Genomic DNA, 18,311 nt, shown 5'->3' with positions numbered 1-18,311 from the left:
GCTCCATGAAGGTACTCGCCTCCGAACTGGCCTATTTCCTGAGGGGCCGCGCCAGACAGAACCTGAAGGTCCTGCTCCTGTATTGCGCCTTCCTTCTTGTCATGCTCCTGGCCTACGCGTCCATCTTCCGCTACCTGATGTGGCATCTCGAAGGACGCGAATACTCGTTCATGGCGGGGATCTACTGGACTATCACGGTGATGACCACCCTCGGGTTCGGCGACATCACCTTCCAGAGCGACGCCGGGTACCTGTTCGCCTCTATTGTCACCGTTTCGGGGGTGATCTTTCTCCTGATCATCCTCCCCTTCGGCTTTGTCAGCATGTTCCTGGCTCCCTGGATTGAACGGCGCCTCCGCTACCACCCCACCATCGAGCTGCCGGACGACACCCGGGGGCACATCCTCATCTTCGGCATCGACCCCATCACCCGGACCCTGATCCGCAAACTGGAGAGCCGCAACCACCTGTTCGTCGTGGTAACGGACAACTACGACCAGGCCCTGCACCTGGAAGAGCAGGAGGGGTTCAAGGTGGTCTACGGTTCGCCCACCGATGCCCACGTCCTGGCCGGCCTGCGGGTGGCGGCGGCCCGAAGCATCATTGCCAACCTGAGCGACCCTGACAACGCCAACCTGTGCCTCACCGTCCGCTCCCTCTGCCAGACCCCCATCATTGCCGTGGTCAAGGAACCGGTGCACGGAGAACTGCTCCGGCTGGCCGGAGCGAACCAGGTCGTCCCCCTGACCAGAATCCTCGGCCGCTACCTGGGCATCCGGGCCACCACCTGCGGGGCGCTGGCCCATATTCTCGACTCCTTCGGCAACCTGCAGATCGCCGAACTGCCCGTCCACGGCACCCCTTTCGCCGGCAAAACCATCGGGGAATCGGGGATTCGCCAGCGGACGGGGCTTTCAATCATCGGTGTCTGGGAACGGGGCAGCCTCACCACCCCGCAACGGGAGACGGTCCTGACCGAGCAGTCGCTGCTGGTGCTGGCCGGCACCAAGAGCCAGTTGGCCGCCCTGGAGTATCTGATCGGCGAGGCACCGGAAGACGAGTTGATCTTCATCATCGGCCACGGCCGCATCGGCTGCGCCGCCGCAGCGTTCCTCGACCGCAAGCCGGTCCCCTTCATCCTGATCGACCGCCAGGAGAGCCCCGTCTGCAACGATCACGTCGTGGTCTACGGCGACGCCACCGTGGGCCAGACCCTCAGGCAGGCGGGCATCGACCGCGCCAGCGGCATCATCGTCACCACCAATGACGACAGCACCAACATCTTCCTGACCCTGGCCTGCCGGCACCTCCACTCCCACATCCGCATCGTGGCCCGTGCCAACGGGGAGGAAAACGTCGACCAGCTCTACGCTGCCGGCGCCGACTTCGTCGTCTCCAACGCCTCGGTGGGTGCCAACATCCTGGGCAACCTGCTGGAGCACAAGGAATCGGCCTTCCTCTCCGAGGGGATGGCCGTCTTCCGGCGGCCGCTGCCCCCCGCCATGGCCGGCAAAACCATTGCCGAGACCCGCCTGCGCCCCCTCACCGGCTGCTCCATCGTGGCGATCGAGGCGCCCGACCGGGCCGACATCCTCATTTCGCCGCCACCGGAAACCATCCTCGCAGAAGGGGCCAGACTCATCCTGATCGGCACGTCGGAACAGGAGAAAACCTTTGATCAGACCATTGCCGCCCGCTAACGGGACAGGGGGGATGAAAACAGGCAGTGATCAGCTGTAGAACTGGTGTTCGCTCGCACGAATGCGACTCGGCTGCATGACAGAAGGCAACCGGCTGCGGGCGCATTCTTGAGCCGGTCCCTCATGGGGCAGAGAGGAGATGGCATGAAGGGAAAAATAGAGATCATCCCCGGCGACATCACCACGCTGGCGGTGGACGCCATTGTGAACGCGGCCAACAATTCGCTCCTGGGCGGGGGCGGAGTGGACGGGGCCATCCACCGGGCAGCGGGGCCGGAGCTGCTGGCGGAGTGCCGGACCCTGAACGGTTGCGCCACCGGCGACGCCAAAATAACCGCGGGATACCGGCTGCCGGCGAAGCACGTGATCCACACGGTGGGGCCGGTGTGGCACGGCGGCGCCAGGGGGGAGCCGGATTTGCTGCGGAGCTGCTACCGCCGCTCGTTTGAGGTGGCCCACGGGGCCGGTCTCAGGTCCATCGCCTTCCCGGCCATCAGCTGCGGGGTCTACGGCTATCCCCTGGATGAGGCGTGCTCCATCGCCCTGGAGGAGACTAAGGCGGCCCTGGAGCGCTACCCGGAACTGGAGCGGGTGATCTTCACCCCCTTCGGCGCGGAGGCGGAGGCGGCCTACCGGGCGGCTCTCGCGCGGGTGTTCGGCCCATGAAGGCGGTGATCCAGCGGGTAAGCGAGGCCCGGGTGGAGGTGGACGGGTCAACGGTGGGAGCCATCGGCCGGGGGATTCTGGTTCTTCTCGGAGTGGAGAAGGGGGATACAGAGCGGGACGCGGCCTGGCTGGCGGAGAAAATGGCGGGGCTGCGCATCTTCGAGGATGACGCAGGCAAGATGAATCTGTCGGTGCGGGAGGTTGAGGGATCGATCCTTGCCGTATCCCAGTTCACCCTGGCGGGAAACTGTGCCAAGGGAAGGCGCCCCTCCTTCGACACGGCGGCCCCACCGGATGAGGGGAAGCGGCTCTACGACCGGTTCGTCGATTTAATCCGGGAAACCGGCATCCCCACCGCCACCGGCATTTTCCAGGCAGATATGAAGGTGCATCTGGTGAATGACGGTCCGGTGACCTTCATCCTGGACACCAAAAGCCGGAGTTCCTCCACGTGATACCGGGAACGCAAATCGGACGGAGCGCGGCGCAGCTCTCCCGGCAGGGGGCCATCGTCCCTTTTTTTCTTCATGAAGACGATCACCCTGTGGTATACCATACGCCGTCCGAGTGTCCATCCCCGTCGGCCCTGGAGCCCCCGTGGAACTGAAAGCCGTCCTCGACAACCTTTACGCATCCCGCTCTCCCCGCCACCTGGCGAACGACCCCCTTTCCTTCTGCCACCGCTACGCCTCCCCGGCGGACCGGGAGATTGCGGGACTTCTGGCGTCATGCCTCGCCTACGGCAACGTGAAGATCATCCTCAGAAACCTGGCAACAGTCTTCGGGGCAGTGGGGCCGTCGCCCCGGCGGTTCGTGGAGGAGTTCGAGCCGGAGGCGGGGATGCGGCTCTTTGCCGGCTTCAAGCACCGCTTCAATGACGGCCGTGACCTCTGTGCCCTTTTCCTGGCCGCCCGGACCATGATCGAGGAGGCCGACACCATCGGCGACTTCTTCCTGGGGTGCCACGACCCGGAGGCCGAGGATATCACCCCCTCCCTCACGGAGTTCAGCTCAGCGATCCTCGCCTTCGACTATTCCCCCGTCTTCGGCACCGCCGCCATCCCGGCCGATTCGGCCTTCCCCTTCTTCTTTCCCTCCCCGGCCTCGGGCAGTGCCTGCAAACGGTTGTGCATGTTCCTGCGCTGGATGGTGCGTGCCGACGACGGCATCGACCTGGGCCTCTGGAAGGAGATTTCGCCGGCACAACTCGTGATCCCGGTGGACACGCACATCCACCGCATCGCCCGAAACCTGGGCCTCACCGCCCGGCGGCAGGCCGACTGGCGCACAGCCAGGGAGATCACGGCAGCGCTGCGGCGCCTCGATCCCGACGATCCGGTGAAGTACGACTTTTCCCTCTGCCACCTGGGAATCTCCGAGGGGTGCGACGGCACGGTGACCCCTCTCTGCGAGGCATGCCCGGTGGTGAAATGCTGCGCCGGAGAGCTGTCATGAGCGGCGCGCCCACGGTCATTCTCGCCTCTTTCGATGCCGAGCGGCATTCGGCCTCGTACCGGTTCGAGGAGTTTGTGGAAGCCGTGACGGCCCTGACCCCTGCCGAGGTCGTGCCGGCCCTGCGCCGGGTGGAAGCGGCGGTGGCCGGCGGTCTCCACGCGGCGGGATTCGTCAGCTATGAGGCGGCGCCCGGCCTGGACGAAACCCTGACAACCCGCGAACCGGTGCCGGACACCCCGCTGGTCTGGTTCGGCCTGTTCCGCCGCCGCATCGGCTTTGCGCCCCGGCTCCCCGAATGCGAGCAGGACGTGCCACCCGGCTACGAGACCAGCCAGTGGAGCGCCACGCTCCAGCGGGAGCCCTACCTGGAGTCAGTCGGTCGGATCAGGCAGTACATAACGGCCGGCGACTGCTATCAGGTCAACTTCACCTTCCGCCAGCAGTTCCGCTTCACGGGCGATCCCCAGGCATGGTTCCACGATCTCTGCCGGGCCCAGAGAGCCCCTTTCTGTGCCTTCATCGATACGGGATCGCTCCGGGTCCTCTCCACCTCGCCCGAACTGTTCTTCGACCTGCGCCAGGGGACCCTCACCTGCCGCCCCATGAAGGGAACCGCCCGCAGGGGACGCTGGCGGGCCGAGGACGAGGAGTTACGCGCGGGACTTGCCGCCAGCGAGAAGGAGCGGGCCGAAAACCTGATGATCGTCGACCTGCTGCGCAACGACATGGGAATGGTGGCTGAAACGGGCTCGGTGCGGGTGGAGTCGCTCTTTGACGTGGAAAGCCTCGAAACGCTCCACCAGATGACCTCCACCATCACGGCCCGGCCGCAGGCCGGGGTCGGCCTCGCCGATCTCTTCCGGGCGCTCTTCCCCTGCGGGTCGGTGACCGGTGCGCCCAAGCGGCGGAGCATGGAGATAATCCGGGAGCTGGAGGATTCGCCCCGGGGGATCTACACCGGCGCCATCGGCTACGTCTCCCCGGCGGCGCAGGGGGCACCCGCCCCCTTTGAGGCGACCTTCAGTGTCGCCATCAGGACAGTGGTCCTGGACGCCGCATCGGGGCAGGGGCAGTTGGGCATCGGCAGCGGTGTGACCATCGGCTCGACCCCTTCGTCGGAGTATGACGAGTGCCTCGCCAAGAGCAGATTCGCCCGGGAGCGTGTCCCCGACTTCCAGTTGGTGGAGACGCTGCTCCACGAGGAAGGAGCGGGATTTTTCCTGCTGGAGCGCCATCTGGCGCGACTCTACCGGTCAGCCGCCCATTTCGGGATTCCGCTCCGGCTCGGCAGCCTCCAGGAGATCCTCAACCGACGGGCCGCCCTGATGGAGGGTCGGCAAAAGGTGCGCGTACTGGTGAACCGGCGGGGGGCGTTCACCATCCAGGAAGCACCGCTGACCGAAGCGCCCTGCCCGGAACCGATTCCCGTCCGCTTTGCGGCCACGTCAGTGGACCCGGCCGATCAGTTCCTCTACCACAAGACCACCTACCGCCCCCTCTACCGGCACGAACTGGCGGCGGCGCCCGACTGCGCAGACGTCATCTTCGTAAACCGGCACGGTGAAGTGACCGAGGGAACCACGGCCAATGTGGCCGCCCGCATCGACGGGGAAATGGTCACCCCTCCCCTTGCCGCCGGCATCCTCCCCGGCACCTTCCGGGAAGAGCTCCTGGCCGAGGGCGCCCTCCGCGAACGGCCCATCACGCGGGAGGAACTGGAACGGTGCCCGGAGATCTACCTCATCAACTCGGTCCGCCGGTGGCGGCCGGTGACTCTCATCACCTGACCAAACAAAAAGAGGGAACGCATCCATAGATGCGTTCCCCCGCGTTCCCTGCCTCTCGTTCCTGCCACCTACTCCGCGGCCGGAGGCGTGCCCCCCTCGCCGGCCGCCGGATTCTTTTTGCGGCGGGGCCGGCTCCGTTTCTTCTTCTCCCCTTCCGGCTCCTTCTTCTCGGCCTCCGGGTGCTTCCTGCCGTGACGGGTGGGACCCTTGGCACGGGTCTCCTGTCCCTTGGGCCGCGGCTTCACCCGCTTGAAGTCGTGCACGAAGAGATCATCCTCGGCCCACTCCACCGGGATCTTGTCCTTGATGTACTCGTGGATCGCCTCAAGGTGAAACGCTCCGTCCTCGTCGGCCATGGAGATGGCCTTACCCTCGGCACCTGCCCGGGCCGTGCGGCCGATGCGGTGGACGTAGTCCTCGGCGTCCTGGGGGAGGTCATAGTTGATGACGTGGGAGACCCCATCGATGTGGAGCCCCCGCGAAGCCACGTCGGTGGCGATCATTATCGGGAGCTTGCCGCTCTTGAAGTCCTCCAGGATTTTGAGCCGCTTGCGCTGCTCCACGTCGCCGGAGATGACCCGGCAGGGGAAGTCGTTGGCATTGAGCCGCTCATCCAGGAACTCCGCCTCACGCTTGGTGTTGACGAAGATCATGGTCCGCTCCATCCCCTCCTTGCGCAAGAGGCCCAGCAGCAGCGGAAACTTCTCCTTCCGGCCCACATGGTAGAGGACCTGCTCCACCCGCTCGGCGGTCATCTGTTCGGGGGTGACCGCCACCTTCTCAGGGACGTTCATGAACTCGTAGGCCAGCTCCATCACCCGCTGGTTCAAGGTGGCGGAGAACATCAGGTTCTGCCTCTTGTCGTAGGGGGGAAGGCGCCGGAGGATGAAGCGGAGGTCGGCGATGAAGCCCATGTCGAACATCCGGTCCGCCTCGTCGATGACCAGCATCTCGATCTCTTTGAGCGAGTAGACCTTCTGCTTCAGGTAATCGATGAGCCGCCCCGGCGTGCCGACCACCACATCGGCCCCCTCCTTGAGGGCGTTTTTCTGCTTCATGTAGTCCACACCGCCGTAGATGGCCTGGATGGTGAACCCGCAGTGGGCGCCGAGCACCTGGGCGTCCTTCTCGATCTGGACCACCAGCTCGCGGGTGGGGGCAAGGATGATGGCGCGGGGATGGCGGCGCTCGCCTCCCCGTCCGGAGCGGAGAAGCTTCGTGAAGAGGCTGATCAGGAAGGCCGCGGTCTTGCCGGTGCCGGTCTGGGCCTGTCCGGCCACATCTTTTCCCCCCAGCGAGAGGGGCAACGTTTTTTCCTGAATGGGGGTGCAGTCGCTGAAGCCTGCGTCTGCCACCCCCTGCATGACCTGCTCGGGCAGGTTCAAGTCGGCAAATTTCATCTCGTTGTTCCTTTTTTTCGTTATTTCAACCGTATAGCAATAACACAGCACGGCGCGTTTCTCAAGCCGGAAGCGCAGTCTTCCTCGTTGACACGCTTTGTGCTATGGTACGCCCACTTTATCGCACCAAGGACAGCCAATGCAGCGCATCATCCCCATCGATTCCCCCTTCTTTCTGAACCCTGACGAGCTCGGAACGCCCGCGGACTGGACTGCCGTATTCGGCAACGACAACCCCCTTGCCCTGGAAATCGGCTGCGGCATCGGCGATTTCATCGCCCGGACCGCCCTCGATCACCCCACAACCAACTTTATCGCCATCGACTATTACAACAAGGGATGCCTCAAAACATGCAGCCGGTTGGAGCGGCACGGGATCACCAACGTGCGGGTTGTGCGGGCCGAGGCGCGCCAGTTCATCGTGGAGCGGATTCAGAAGGGGTCGCTGGCGGCGGTCTACATCAACTGCCCCGATCCGTGGCCAAAAAAGCGGCACCGCAAGCGTCGGCTCGTGAACACGCAGTTCGTCCGGTTCATCCGGGACTACCTGGCACCGGGGGGCGATTTCTATTTCGCCACCGACTTTGACGACTACGGCGAGGACGTGGCAGCCTTCATGCCCCAGATGCCGGGGTATGCGAACATGCTGGCTCCCGACATCTTCCGGCACGAACTGGAAGGCTATCACCTCTCCAAATACATGCAGAAGTTCATGGCCGAGGGAAAACGGATCTACTTCATCCACTACCGCACGACAATGGAGGGGTGACGCGTGGCGCGCGATGAGCATGACAGCCGTTACCTGACGGCAGAGCTTCCCGGCACGGGCGGCCTCTTCAAGGAAACGCCCGAGGATTTCCTGGTTGAGGAGATCTCTCTCTACCTCCCCTGCGGCGAGGGTGAGCACACCTACGCAGTGATCGAAAAGCGGGGTATCACCACTCTGGAGGCCATCAGGCGCCTCTGCCGCGCCACGGGCGCCCCCGAGCGGGACACGGGCTATGCCGGCATGAAGGACGCCAGGGGGATAACCCGGCAGACGGTTTCCCTGCCGCGGGTGACACCGGCAGAGGTGATGGGGCTCAACATACCGGGCATCCGAATCCTGTCCGCGGACCGGCATCGGAACAAGCTGCGCTTGGGCCACTTGGCCGGCAACCGCTTCCGGCTCCGGCTCCGGGAGACGGTCCCCGACGCGGCCGACCGGGCACGCGCCATCCTCGACGTTCTCGCCCGGCGCGGGGTCCCCAACCGCTTCGGCGAGCAGCGCTACGGCATCCAGGGAAACAGCCACCTGGTGGGCCGGGCCATGCTGGCCGGCGACTGGCGCGGAGCTGTGGACCTCCTGATGGGCGACCCGGCAAAGGTGGAGGGCGAACGGTGGCGGGCCGCCATCGAGGCCTACCGACAGGGCGACCTGGCCGGGAGCCTCAGCCTCTTTCCCGGACACTGCCGGACCGAGCGGGACGTGCTCCAGCGCCTGGCAAAGCGCCCGGACGACTTTGAGCGCGCCGTCCACGGGGTCCACCCCCGGCTCAAGAAACTCTACCTCTCGGCCTGCCAGTCGGCCCTCTTCGACCGGGTTCTGGAGACCCGGCTCCAGACCATCGACCACGTGATGGAGGGTGACCTGGCCTGGAAACACGATAACGGCGCCTGCTTCCTGGTGACCGATGCCAAGGCCGAGGCACCCCGGGCCGAGCGATTCGAGATATCCCCCACCGGTCCCCTCTTCGGCTGTCGCATGACCTCTCCCGAAGGGGAACCGGCGGCCCTGGAAAAGAGCATTCTCGATGCGGCGGGACTCACGCCGGCAGCCTTCAACCTGGCCGGCGGGCTGCGGATGGAGGGGGAGCGCCGCCCCCTGAGGGTTCCCCTGGAGGGACCCGAGCTATCCTGCGAGGAGGAAGACCTGGTGCTCCGGTTCTCGCTGCCCCGGGGAAGCTATGCCACGGCAGTGCTGCGGGAGGTCATGAAGCGCCCGGGAAACGGCGCCTGACAGGAGACCTATTAATGATACAATGCATTGTGATGCGCGTGGCCGGCTACAGCCCGCGCCCGGGAGGGCACAGCCCATGAACGATCCGCAAAAACTTTGCGACGTAAACTTCTTCCGTCCGAGAAAAGGCTACATGACCGGCGAGGTGGCCATCATCGCCGCCGTGCTGGTGGGATGGGCCGTGGCCAACTTCGGCTTCCAGGGCGTACTGGCGCTCCTGGCCCAGTCGCCTGATGGCGAAGGCATACTCACCAGGCTCACCTTTCTCTCCTTTCCCTGGCATTTCTGGTTCACGGGCCAGTTCCTCCCCCTCTGGTTCATCATTCTTTGCGTCCTCTTCAACATCTACATAGACCGGCACACCGAGCAGCACAGCCGCAGGAGGGACCGCAGCCATGACTGACGCGAATCTCGTCCCCCTCCTTATCGTGACGGCTGCCCTGGCCACCTTCATCATTACCGGGCTGCGGGCACGGGCGCGGGAAGCGGGAGACTACGGCTTCGGCGGGCGCTACATCGGCCGGATCGGCGGGGGTGCCGCCATTGCCAGCAACTGGATGAGCGCGGCCAGCTTCCTGGGCATGGGCGGCCTTCTCTACCTCCAGGGCTACTACGCCCTTGCGTACGTCATAGGCTGGACCGGCGGCTACGTGCTGCTGCTGGTCCTCATGGCCGGCCAGATTCGCCGCTTCGGCAAGTACACGGCCCCGGACTTCGTGGGGGACCGGTATGCGTCGCCGGGCGCGCGCCTCATCTCGGCGGCCATTTCCATTACTATTTCGGTGATCTACTGCACGGCTCAGTTCAAGGGAATCGGCATGCTCTTCGGCTGGCTCTTCGCCACCGACTACCGCACCGGAGTCATTCTGGGCGCCACCGTGGCGGTGGGGTACGTAATTCTTTCGGGAATGCTGGGGGTGGCCCGCAACCAGCAGCTCCAGTACACCCTGCTCATTGTCTCGTTCATCCTCCCTCTCATGGCCCTGGCTCATAAGCTCGGCTACTTCTGGGTACTCCCCCAGTTCGGCTACGGCGTTGCCATCCAGGACCTCAAGCGCGAGTTCGGCATCAACTTCGCAGCCCCCTTCGCCTCGGCCGGCCTCTTCCAGTGGGTGGCCCTCTGCTTCACCCTTATGGTTGGCACCGCCGGTCTTCCCCACGTCCTGTCGCGCTTCTACGTGGTCCCAAACATTCGCGACGCCCGGTGGAGCCTGGTCTGGGGCCTGTTCTTCATCGCTCTCATCTACTGGTCGGCTCCCGCCTACGCCGTCTTCGCCCGGCTGCTGGAGGCCCGCTCCGGCATGGCCCCCCCGCCGGTGGCCGCCGGCAAGATGGCCGACATCATCGTGATCAAGACCGCAGTCATGGGAGGGCTTCCCTCCTGGATGATCGGCATCCTGGCCGCCGGCGCCATGAGCGCCGCCTTTTTCACAGTGGCGGGACTGCTCATCACCGGCGCGGCATCCCTTTCCCACGATATCTATTACCGCCTCATCAACCCCCGTGCCTCCGAGGGTTCCAAGATGGCCCTGGCCAAGGGTGCGGTGGTGGTCCTTGCGGCGATCGTCCTGGCCATCGCACTGAACCCGCCAGGGCTCATCGCCGAGATCACGGCCGTCGCCTTCGCCCTGGCCGGCAACACGATCTTCCCCGCCTTTCTCCTGGGAATCTGGTGGAGCCGCGCCAACCGCCACGGTGTCATCGCCGGAATGCTGACCGGCGTCCTCATCACCTTCTCCACCCCCCTGTTCGGTGGCCTGGTACCGGCGGTGGCGAAGGTCTTCCCCCTCACCTCATCGGCCCTGATCGGCGCGCCGCTGGTGATAGGAGTCATGATTGTCGTGTCGCTGCTCACGCCGCCGCCCCCAGAAGCGGTGCGTCGCTTCCTGGCTGAACAGGTTCACGGCCACATGGACTGACGCACGGAACAAGGAGACGCCATGCCGCTCTTTCTCGCGGTAAAAAATGACGATGTCCTTAGCCGCCGGGGAACCGCGGACTTCCTGGAAGGGATGCGCCGCGACCTCTTCGCCAGACTCAAGAGCCTCCCCCCCGGCGGCGAATGCCGTTTGCTCAAGGGAGTGACCGAAGCCCTCGACAAAGAGCTCGCCTTCGAGGATGCCTTCGGCCAGGACTTTCCCCGTCTGCTTGCCGAGACTGAAACAGCCACCGACGTGAACGGCCTCATCGACCTTCAACGGCAACTGGCGGAGAAGGCAGCCGAATACTTTCGCCAACGCGGCTCGGTGCCGGCCTTCGACATCCTCTGTACCACCATGACGGACTACCTGACACGGAGAGCGCTCCAGCTCGCTTTCCGCTGGATGGAAGAGCACGGTCCGGCAGCTCCGGCTGTCGGCTGGGCCTGGCTCGCCCTGGGCGCCTTGGGGCGCGGCGAAGCGGGCCTTTCGGGAGCAGCGGACTTTGCCGTCATCCACGACGGGGAGGCCCCCGAAGAGACCTCGTTCTTCGTGGGCCTGGCCGGACGGGCTGCCGGCATCCTGGAACGATTGGGCCTTGCCAGCCCCGGCGGAGTCACTCCGGTCGGCGCAGCATGGCGGGGAAGCATGACCGATTGGCGCAAACGGATCACCAGCCGGGTTACGGAAGGGGACGGCGACCTGGGATGGCTTATCGGGCTCACCGATTTGCGCTGCGTAGCCGGCGACTCCGCCCTGGCCGAGGGAATGAACAACCTGGTCCGGTCCATGCTCGCCTTTCACAGGGACCAGTTCCGGGAGACGGCACGGCACATATCCATGATGCCCTCGGGATTCGACTTTTTCGGCAGATTCAGGACGGAGCGGATTGGTGAGTCGCGGGGAATGTTCAACCTGGGCTACTACGGCATCTCCCCCCTGGTAGCCAACGTCAGGGTTCTGGCGGTCCACGCGGAGATACCGGAAACGGGCACCATCGAGCGCATCCGGGCACTGCTCCGGAAGGGGCACATGGATGTGGATCTGGCCGAGCGGTTGCTGCGCGCCTGCCACTGCTTCGGCCGGAGGCGCGCCGCCATGGGCGGTGAGGCCTCCGGCATTTACGTGGATACGGCGAGACTGACCGAGCAGGAGGAAGATGAACTCAAGGCAGGCATCGAAGCGGTGGGGACTCTTCAGCGGCTGGTCTACACCACCATTACCGGGCAGGGATAGACACGATGCGGATCTCTCTTTCCACCGGCACGCTCTTCACCTTTCCCCTGGGGAAAGTCATGCGGATCGCCCGGGAAGCGGGATTCGACGGCGTCGAGCTCATCATCAACCAGGACTTTCAGAAGGTCAACTGTCGCAAACTCATTGAAGAACTGGCCGAAATCCTCCCCATCAACTCCATCCACGCCCCATTCATGCCTCTTGACGGATGGGGCGGCCCCATCGACTCCCTGGAGCGTTGCGTGGAACTGGCGGCGGGCGCGGGAATACCGCTCGTCAACTTCCATCCCCCCTCGTGGATGGGATTCGAGATCGGCTTCTGGCGCTGGCTCTACCGGGTGATGGACTTCCAGAAAGAGGTGGGGCGGGAAACGGTCATCGTGACCCTGGAGAACATGCCGTGGGTGGGAACCCGCTTCCGGGTGAACCCTCACATCCTCTCGAATACCGAGAAACTGATCGAATTTATCCAGGAGCGCAATCTCTACATGACCTTCGACACCACCCACATGGGATCGGGCAAGGCCAACTTCATCAATGACTTCTACCACTGCTACAATTCGGGCCGCATCAGGAACATCCACTTCTCCGACTACGGCCACGGCAGGGAACACCTGATCCCCGGCCACGGCATCCTTCCACTCACCCGCTTCCTCAATCACCTGAGGAGCACCGACTACGCCGATACGCTCACCCTGGAGCTCTCGCCTGAGGAATTCCCCCGGGACGAGCGGATCATAGTGGAGAGCCTCAGGGAAATCCTCCAGTACCTTCGCCGGGAAACATCCCCCGCCTGAGTCCGCCAAACTGAAACAAGCACCGTGAAAACTCGGCCGGGCAAGGACGGATTTTGTCGGCCGCACGGTTCCGGGGACCGGAGGTGCGGCGAACTGCGAGCTGCCCGGACGGATTTTCGCCGAAAGCTCCCCCTACCCCTTGACAATATAGACCGAGCATGAGGCGGTCTTTACCACCTTGTGGGAGACGCTGCCCAACAACTGCCGCTTCAGGAATCCCTTGCCCGAACTGCCGAGCACGATCACGTCGATCTGCTCCTTGTCAGCAAATTTAACGAGTTCCTCCGCCGGTTCGCCGTACACCACCCGGATCTCAAGGGGGATGTCCGCCTCCCGGGCGTTTTTTTCTATCACATAGAACACCCGCTGCCGAAGTTCTTCCCACTCGGGCGTTTCCGTGATGGGCGGAGGAGGAACGAAGTCGGTGAACGTGCTGCGCGGCGCACTGGGCAGAACCAGCATGGCGTAAATCTTGCTTTTAAATTGGCTTGGATTGCCCGCAGCCATCCTGACAGCCTCCTCGGCTGCCTTGTCCGACAGGGGAGAGCCGTCGATGGCCACGAGAATCTTCTTGCGCAGATGGAGCATTGTCTCCTCCTGAAAATAGAACAAGCTGGGACTGGTCAACGAAGCGGCGATGCCGGGAAAAAACAATCGCCCACTGCTGACTTGCCTGCAGGAACCCGCATGGTTCCTGTGATCAGACAGTGATCCGACTATAGAAAAAATATTCCGCCTTGACAATTATAAAACAATATTCTATCGTTTCAGGGATTATTTTTCATTGAGTTCAGCCTTTCGTGTGAAGAGTCGACTGACGTGACCGGATTGATTGTCTTGACTTCCGTACGTTTCCGACTTAAATTGATACGTTCATCTTTTCATGAGAAGAGGGATTGAGATGGCGAAGAAGGACAAATCCGAATACATCATCCAGGCAGTCGATCACGCCCTCGATCTCCTGGAACAGTTCCACGACGATGTGGACGAGCTGGGCGTGACCGAACTGTCAAAACGCCTGAAACTGCACAAGAACAATGTGTTCCGGCTCCTGGCAACCCTGGAGTCGAGGGGATATATCGAGCAAAACAAGGTTACGGAGAATTACAGGCTCGGTCTCAAGACGCTTGAACTGGGCCAGACCTTCATCCGGCAGATGGGCCTGCTGCGCCAGTCGCGGCCAGTGCTTGAATGGCTCGTCAACCAGTGTAACGAAACCGCCTACGTCGCCATCCTCAAGGATCAGAGCATTGTGTACCTGGACGTGGTGGAAACCGATCTGACGGTGCGGGTTGTTCCCCGGGTCGGCTCTCGCCTCCCCGCTTACTGCACGGCGGCCGGCAAAGTCCAGATCGCCTGGATGAATGACGAGGAACTGGACAGCTTCTTCCCCCAGCGCGAACTGAAGCCTTTCACCCCCAATACCATCACTGACCGGGAAGTTCTCAGAAAACACCTCAGGGAGGTGGTTGAGCAGGGGTATGCGGTGGACAACGAAGAACTCGATATCGGTGTGCGCTGCGTCGGCGCACCGATCCGTGATTACACCCGACGGATCATCGGCGCGGTGAGCCTTTCAGGACCTTCAATGCGCTTTACCGACGAGCGGCTGGACAAAGAGTTGATACCGCTTGTCAAAAAGGCTGCCGACGAGATATCCATGAAGCTCGGCTTTCATCGGTAACAGAAAAGCCCCCGTCTACCGGGGGCTTTTTTCATGGGAAGCGCTTCGCCCAGATCTCCTCGATCCGTCGCTCCAACTCTTCAGGTGTGCCGTTGTTGTCTATGACCACCTGCCCCCTCGCAGCCTTCTCCTCCATGGGCATCTGGGCCGCCAGCCGCTGCTCGGCCTCCGAGCGGCTCAGACCATCCCGCGCCATTACACGCCGGACCTGAGTTTCCCGGTCCACATACACTACCCAGACCTCGTCAACCCGATCGGTTGCGCCTGCTTCGATCAGGAGCGCAGCCATGTACACGGCAACCGGCACGCCGGACCGGCGCAGCTCGGCAAGACGCAGCTCGGCAAGGTCCCTGATGGCCGGGTGTGTTATCGCCTCCAGCCGTTTCCGGGCAGAGGAGTCGGCGAAGATGATGCTGCCGAGAGCCTTCCGGTCAATGGCACCGTCAGGCAGCAGAATCCCCTCGCCGAAGGCCGCCACGATGGACCGATGGGCGGACGTACCCGGCATGACCGCCTCACGGGCCAGCTGATCCGCATCAATCACCACCGCTCCGAGCCGCTCAAGAATCCGCGACACCGTACTCTTCCCCGAAGCGATCCCACCGGTAAGTCCGATTATGTTCATGGCTTATCCAAACCTCCCTGGTCAGGAACCATTTCACAGTCGGTTGCCGGTGTCAACGGCAATCAGGGGGAGAACGGCGGAAGCCGCAATGCACCGCTTGCCTCAGGAAGAAGCGACAATGGCTCCTTCTTCGATGCGGAAGACCGTTGCGCCCAGATCCTCGTCAACCTGGAAGACCTTCGCGCCGATGGATATCACGACCCCGACCAGGGCCTCTCGTTCCACAACGACCTGGGCGCTGGCCACCTGTTCCAGGCGCTTCTGGAGACGCTTCTTTTCCCCCGTGAGCTCCGAAATGACCGACTGAAGCTTGTCCCTGGCCTCACGGGTGCGCGCAACCTGTTCCGGCTGGGCCGACGGCAGCGACACGTAGTACTCAAGCTTCTTCGCAAGCTCGTCCATTTCCCGCTCTTTTTCCTGGAGCTTGAGGCGCACAGTGGAAAAACGTTCCCGAACATGGGGGTCGACCCCCACGCTCACGGTGGTATGCACGCCGGCGTGCGAACCGAGGGTTACCGCCCGGACCAGATTGATCGCTTGGCAGCTGCCACCAATGACGTGCCCCTTGCTTCCGCCGTCATGCCCTACGACAATCTGGTTGCCCGCCACCAGTTCGCTCTGCATGCAGAACTCCTGCACCTGGATGCTGTCGCCCGCCTCAACGAAGGCATTCTCGACAAACTGGGCAGAGACGCACCCACCGGCCCTTATCCGCACCGTGTCCCTCCCCGCTTCCGCAGCCGAGGAGCGGGTATCCCCCTGGCCGATGACACCGCCACGGACCTCAATATTCCCACCAGCTTCAATTCTGGATGCCTCAACCACTCCGCCAATGATGATGTCACCGCTGGCTTTGACGGTCATTCCCGCAACCACGTCTCCGGCGATATCGATGGTTCCGTTGAAATCCAGATTGCCGACGGACAGATCGACGAGCTTCAGCCGGAGAACCTGTTCGACGACGATTCCGTTGGCAACCAGGACGGGTTGGCCGTCCACGGCGGCCACGAGGAGGTTGGGATCATCAGCATCAAAGGCAGTCCCCGGTAGATTCGGGGCAAAGGCTACATCCCGTGCAGGCGGGGAGGAAATGGCTTTCCCCGTGATACTGGTCCCCGCAACACCCTCAACGGGCGGAATGCGGCGCATGAGGGGTTCGCCGGCACGGACACTGAGAATCTGCCCCAGGTTCCGGTAGTCGACCCTGTCATCATCGAGGAGTTGAGGCTGGCGATCGCGGATCTCGGGAACGAAGCTCACCAGTTCACCATCGGTGCCCGACTGGGGTGGTATTCCCCGTGCCACCAGGAGATCAGAGGCCACGCCGTCGGCAATGGCCCGATTGATGGCCTCTTCGTCAACACCGAAGACGATCCCCTTTTCCTTCAGTGCCTGCCTGACCTGCTCCGCAGCGACCGCTTTGCCGCCGTACGCCGGAATGATCGTTAGACGGGCTTCCAGGTTATCGGGGGTACAGGTGATGGTGAAAGAACCGTTGCGACGCTCGCCCAGGTCAAAGGTGAACGGCTGGCTAGCGGCGTTGTAACGCTTCAGCAGCTCCACCAGGGCGTGCTCGTAGAGATAGAGGTCGGCAAACCCCGCTGCGGCTAGAGCCTGCTTGATCCAAGTGAGGTTGATGGGCGGTTTTTCATCGGTCGGCACAAAGCTCGCGCTGAGCTTGTACCCTCCACCGTCAAGCCGAAAGGTGAGACCGACTTTTGCGTCTTCTATCTCCCCGGCCATAGCACACCCCCTTGAGGGGTAATAGATACCTTCTTACGTATACATATCGACAGAATAAGCCGATTCTTGAGACAAAAACTCTTGAATATTCAGAGCAAGAGACTGCCGTTGCGCAGCAGGACGGTTTCAGTGCCGGCTTCCGAGACAAGGATGAGGGTGGGACGGTAAAAAACATAGTCTTCGTGGAACGGTGTCTGCACCGTGCCACCGAAGCCGGAATTATCACCCAGGGCAATATGAATGGTGCCAAGGATTTTTTCTGCTTCGAGGACGTTGTCCGGCCGGGTTGCCCGATCATTGGTACCGATGCCCAGTTCGGCGATATTCCGGTTCAGATCGCTCTCGGCGAACTTCCGCTCCAGTGCTGCTCTCAGGAGATCGTCGCCTCGTACCTCCACGACAGCACCGGCCCTGACCACCAGTTCGACCGGAGTGTCGAGCCGGCGCGTCGGCCCCCATTCGAGCACCATGACTCCTTCACTTGTTCCTTCCAGCGGAGCCAGGTAGACCTCTCCCGCAGGGAGGTTGCCGAAACTTCCCGCTGCGGAAAGAAGCCCATCGTCTCCCTTGGCAACCCGCCCCTCCTTGCTGAAACTCATACGCGTACCGTTCGGTGTTTCCACCCGCAGGGCGGTCGCGCCATTAACCGCATCAGCCACCCGGCGGGTCCGTTCGGCCAACTGGTGCCAATCAACCCGCATGGAGGAAAAGAACATGTCAGGGTCAAAATGGGGAAGACTGGCAAAGCGGCCGCCAACCGCATTGACCAGGTGACGGAACCGCGTATGACTCGTGGAGTTGTTGGAGAGAGCAACCACCACCTGCGCGGCGGCATGACGGTTGGACAACACGACCCGGCGAGCCCGCTCCAGGTCCTCCGGGGTCGCCTCCTTTGCCAGCAGGCGCGTAAGAACCCCCTCTGCCGCCAGGGCATTCACTGCGGCATCGCCAAAGGCGGCACGCCAGAGAACTTCAGGCGGTTCGGCACCCGACGCGGCGGTGGCTGGGAATGAGACAAAAGAGGCATTACCGTATGAGGTATCGGCATATCGGCCGGCTTCTTCCGCAACGGCCAGAAGCCGCTGCCGGCGGACGGCATCCTCAGCCGAAAGCACCTCGTCAGATCTTGCCCTGTCGCCGAAAACAAGAATACGTTCTCCAGCCGTCACGCCCATATTAATTCCGAACAGCGATGCGAACGCCTCCCGGTACATACAGCCCTCCCTTCCCGGCCCGGCACTGCCGGACTCCGTGCCGCCGCAACGATCCCCCCAGCGCCGCTGAGGCTCCGGGCAGCCAA

At 63.1% G+C, this 18,311-nt stretch carries 17 protein-coding genes; 12 read left to right on the top strand and 5 right to left on the bottom strand.

Annotated elements, in window-relative coordinates; all coding sequences use genetic code 11:
• Positions 1-5: 5 nt before the first annotated feature.
• The 5 genes from GS_RS02630 to pabB all read left to right on the top strand — a co-directional run bounded on the left by GS_RS02630 (position 6) and on the right by pabB (position 5,608).
• Positions 6-1,700, top strand: a complete 1,695-nt coding sequence (locus GS_RS02630; protein WP_010941195.1) for a potassium channel family protein — start codon at positions 6-8, stop codon at positions 1,698-1,700.
• 144 nt (positions 1,701-1,844) lie between these two features.
• The gene (locus GS_RS02625) at positions 1,845-2,366 is read left to right on the top strand and encodes an O-acetyl-ADP-ribose deacetylase (protein WP_010941194.1); all 522 of its coding nucleotides are present in this window, start codon (positions 1,845-1,847) and stop codon (positions 2,364-2,366) included.
• Positions 2,363-2,821, top strand: coding sequence for a D-aminoacyl-tRNA deacylase (dtd, locus tag GS_RS02620; RefSeq protein WP_010941193.1), 459 nt, complete (start codon positions 2,363-2,365; stop codon positions 2,819-2,821). The genes GS_RS02625 and dtd overlap by 4 nt, the downstream gene beginning before the upstream one ends.
• 142 nt (positions 2,822-2,963) lie before the next feature.
• The gene (locus GS_RS02615) at positions 2,964-3,821 is read left to right on the top strand and encodes a TIGR02757 family protein (RefSeq protein ID WP_010941192.1); all 858 of its coding nucleotides are present in this window, start codon (positions 2,964-2,966) and stop codon (positions 3,819-3,821) included.
• Complete coding sequence (pabB, locus tag GS_RS02610) at positions 3,818-5,608, top strand: aminodeoxychorismate synthase component I (RefSeq protein WP_010941191.1); 1,791 nt, start codon at positions 3,818-3,820, stop codon at positions 5,606-5,608. The genes GS_RS02615 and pabB overlap by 4 nt, the downstream gene beginning before the upstream one ends.
• Positions 5,609-5,676: 68 nt before the next feature.
• On the opposite strand, the gene GS_RS02605 is transcribed toward pabB, so the two are convergent.
• Positions 5,677-7,008 (bottom strand): DEAD/DEAH box helicase, encoded by a 1,332-nt coding sequence (locus GS_RS02605; protein WP_010941190.1) that lies wholly within the window; start codon positions 7,006-7,008, stop codon positions 5,677-5,679.
• Positions 7,009-7,147: 139 nt separating this feature from the next.
• Between GS_RS02605 and trmB the strand changes: the two genes are divergently transcribed.
• The 6 genes from trmB to GS_RS02575 all read left to right on the top strand — a co-directional run bounded on the left by trmB (position 7,148) and on the right by GS_RS02575 (position 12,959).
• Complete coding sequence (gene trmB, locus GS_RS02600; RefSeq protein WP_010941189.1) at positions 7,148-7,777, top strand: tRNA (guanosine(46)-N7)-methyltransferase TrmB; 630 nt, start codon at positions 7,148-7,150, stop codon at positions 7,775-7,777.
• A gap of 3 nt (positions 7,778-7,780) precedes the next feature.
• Positions 7,781-9,007 (top strand): tRNA pseudouridine(13) synthase TruD, encoded by a 1,227-nt coding sequence (gene truD, locus GS_RS02595; protein WP_010941188.1) that lies wholly within the window; start codon positions 7,781-7,783, stop codon positions 9,005-9,007.
• 76 nt (positions 9,008-9,083) lie between these two features.
• The gene (locus GS_RS02590) at positions 9,084-9,410 is read left to right on the top strand and encodes a DUF4212 domain-containing protein (RefSeq protein ID WP_010941187.1); all 327 of its coding nucleotides are present in this window, start codon (positions 9,084-9,086) and stop codon (positions 9,408-9,410) included.
• A complete protein-coding gene (locus GS_RS02585) occupies positions 9,403-10,926 on the top strand; it encodes a sodium:solute symporter family protein (RefSeq protein WP_010941186.1) in 1,524 nt (507 codons plus the stop codon). The genes GS_RS02590 and GS_RS02585 overlap by 8 nt, the downstream gene beginning before the upstream one ends.
• A 21-nt stretch (positions 10,927-10,947) precedes the next feature.
• Positions 10,948-12,162: a putative nucleotidyltransferase substrate binding domain-containing protein gene (locus GS_RS02580; protein ID WP_010941185.1), complete on the top strand. Its 1,215-nt coding sequence runs from the start codon at positions 10,948-10,950 to the stop codon at positions 12,160-12,162.
• A 5-nt stretch (positions 12,163-12,167) separates the two neighbouring features.
• Positions 12,168-12,959 (top strand): sugar phosphate isomerase/epimerase family protein, encoded by a 792-nt coding sequence (locus GS_RS02575; protein ID WP_010941184.1) that lies wholly within the window; start codon positions 12,168-12,170, stop codon positions 12,957-12,959.
• Positions 12,960-13,091: 132 nt separating this feature from the next.
• Here GS_RS02575 and GS_RS02570 read toward each other — a convergent pair whose 3' ends face one another.
• Positions 13,092-13,547, bottom strand: coding sequence for a universal stress protein (locus tag GS_RS02570; RefSeq protein WP_010941183.1), 456 nt, complete (start codon positions 13,545-13,547; stop codon positions 13,092-13,094).
• Positions 13,548-13,860: 313 nt separating this feature from the next.
• Between GS_RS02570 and GS_RS02565 the strand changes: the two genes are divergently transcribed.
• A complete protein-coding gene (locus GS_RS02565) occupies positions 13,861-14,643 on the top strand; it encodes an IclR family transcriptional regulator (RefSeq protein ID WP_010941182.1) in 783 nt (260 codons plus the stop codon).
• Positions 14,644-14,674: 31 nt separating this feature from the next.
• Here the strand turns inward: GS_RS02565 and coaE are convergent, their stop codons facing one another.
• The 3 genes from coaE to GS_RS02550 form a co-directional block, all read right to left on the bottom strand.
• Positions 14,675-15,268 carry a dephospho-CoA kinase gene (coaE, locus tag GS_RS02560; protein WP_010941181.1) on the bottom strand — a complete coding sequence of 198 codons (594 nt, stop codon included), beginning with the start codon at positions 15,266-15,268 and terminating at the stop codon, positions 14,675-14,677.
• A 102-nt stretch (positions 15,269-15,370) separates the two neighbouring features.
• A complete protein-coding gene (locus GS_RS02555) occupies positions 15,371-17,011 on the bottom strand; it encodes a FapA family protein (protein ID WP_010941180.1) in 1,641 nt (546 codons plus the stop codon).
• Between the two features lie 89 nt (positions 17,012-17,100).
• Positions 17,101-18,225, bottom strand: a complete 1,125-nt coding sequence (locus GS_RS02550; protein ID WP_010941179.1) for an aminopeptidase — start codon at positions 18,223-18,225, stop codon at positions 17,101-17,103.
• Positions 18,226-18,311: the final 86 nt, after the last annotated feature.

Origin of the sequence: Geobacter sulfurreducens PCA, from assembly GCF_000007985.2 — a bacterium.
Taxonomy (GTDB): Bacteria; Desulfobacterota; Desulfuromonadia; order Geobacterales; family Geobacteraceae; genus Geobacter; species Geobacter sulfurreducens.
Note: the sequence above shows the minus strand (reverse complement) of the source record. Positions and strands in the feature narration are given on the sequence as shown.

Excerpts from the sequence above, each read along its gene's own strand:
- GS_RS02630 (WP_010941195.1), top strand. The coding sequence starts at position 6 with ATGAAGGTACTCGCCTCCGAACTGGCCTATTTCCTGAGGGGCCGCGCC.
- GS_RS02625 (WP_010941194.1), top strand. The coding sequence starts at position 1,845 with ATGAAGGGAAAAATAGAGATCATCCCCGGCGACATCACCACGCTGGCG.
- dtd (WP_010941193.1), top strand. The coding sequence starts at position 2,363 with ATGAAGGCGGTGATCCAGCGGGTAAGCGAGGCCCGGGTGGAGGTGGAC.
- pabB (WP_010941191.1), top strand. The coding sequence starts at position 3,818 with ATGAGCGGCGCGCCCACGGTCATTCTCGCCTCTTTCGATGCCGAGCGG.
- GS_RS02605 (WP_010941190.1), bottom strand. The coding sequence starts at position 7,008 with ATGAAATTTGCCGACTTGAACCTGCCCGAGCAGGTCATGCAGGGGGTG.
- trmB (WP_010941189.1), top strand. The coding sequence starts at position 7,148 with ATGCAGCGCATCATCCCCATCGATTCCCCCTTCTTTCTGAACCCTGAC.
- GS_RS02590 (WP_010941187.1), top strand. The coding sequence starts at position 9,084 with ATGAACGATCCGCAAAAACTTTGCGACGTAAACTTCTTCCGTCCGAGA.
- GS_RS02585 (WP_010941186.1), top strand. The coding sequence starts at position 9,403 with ATGACTGACGCGAATCTCGTCCCCCTCCTTATCGTGACGGCTGCCCTG.
- GS_RS02580 (WP_010941185.1), top strand. The coding sequence starts at position 10,948 with ATGCCGCTCTTTCTCGCGGTAAAAAATGACGATGTCCTTAGCCGCCGG.
- GS_RS02575 (WP_010941184.1), top strand. The coding sequence starts at position 12,168 with ATGCGGATCTCTCTTTCCACCGGCACGCTCTTCACCTTTCCCCTGGGG.
- GS_RS02570 (WP_010941183.1), bottom strand. The coding sequence starts at position 13,547 with ATGCTCCATCTGCGCAAGAAGATTCTCGTGGCCATCGACGGCTCTCCC.
- GS_RS02565 (WP_010941182.1), top strand. The coding sequence starts at position 13,861 with ATGGCGAAGAAGGACAAATCCGAATACATCATCCAGGCAGTCGATCAC.
- coaE (WP_010941181.1), bottom strand. The coding sequence starts at position 15,268 with ATGAACATAATCGGACTTACCGGTGGGATCGCTTCGGGGAAGAGTACG.
- GS_RS02555 (WP_010941180.1), bottom strand. The coding sequence starts at position 17,011 with ATGGCCGGGGAGATAGAAGACGCAAAAGTCGGTCTCACCTTTCGGCTT.
- GS_RS02550 (WP_010941179.1), bottom strand. The coding sequence starts at position 18,225 with ATGTACCGGGAGGCGTTCGCATCGCTGTTCGGAATTAATATGGGCGTG.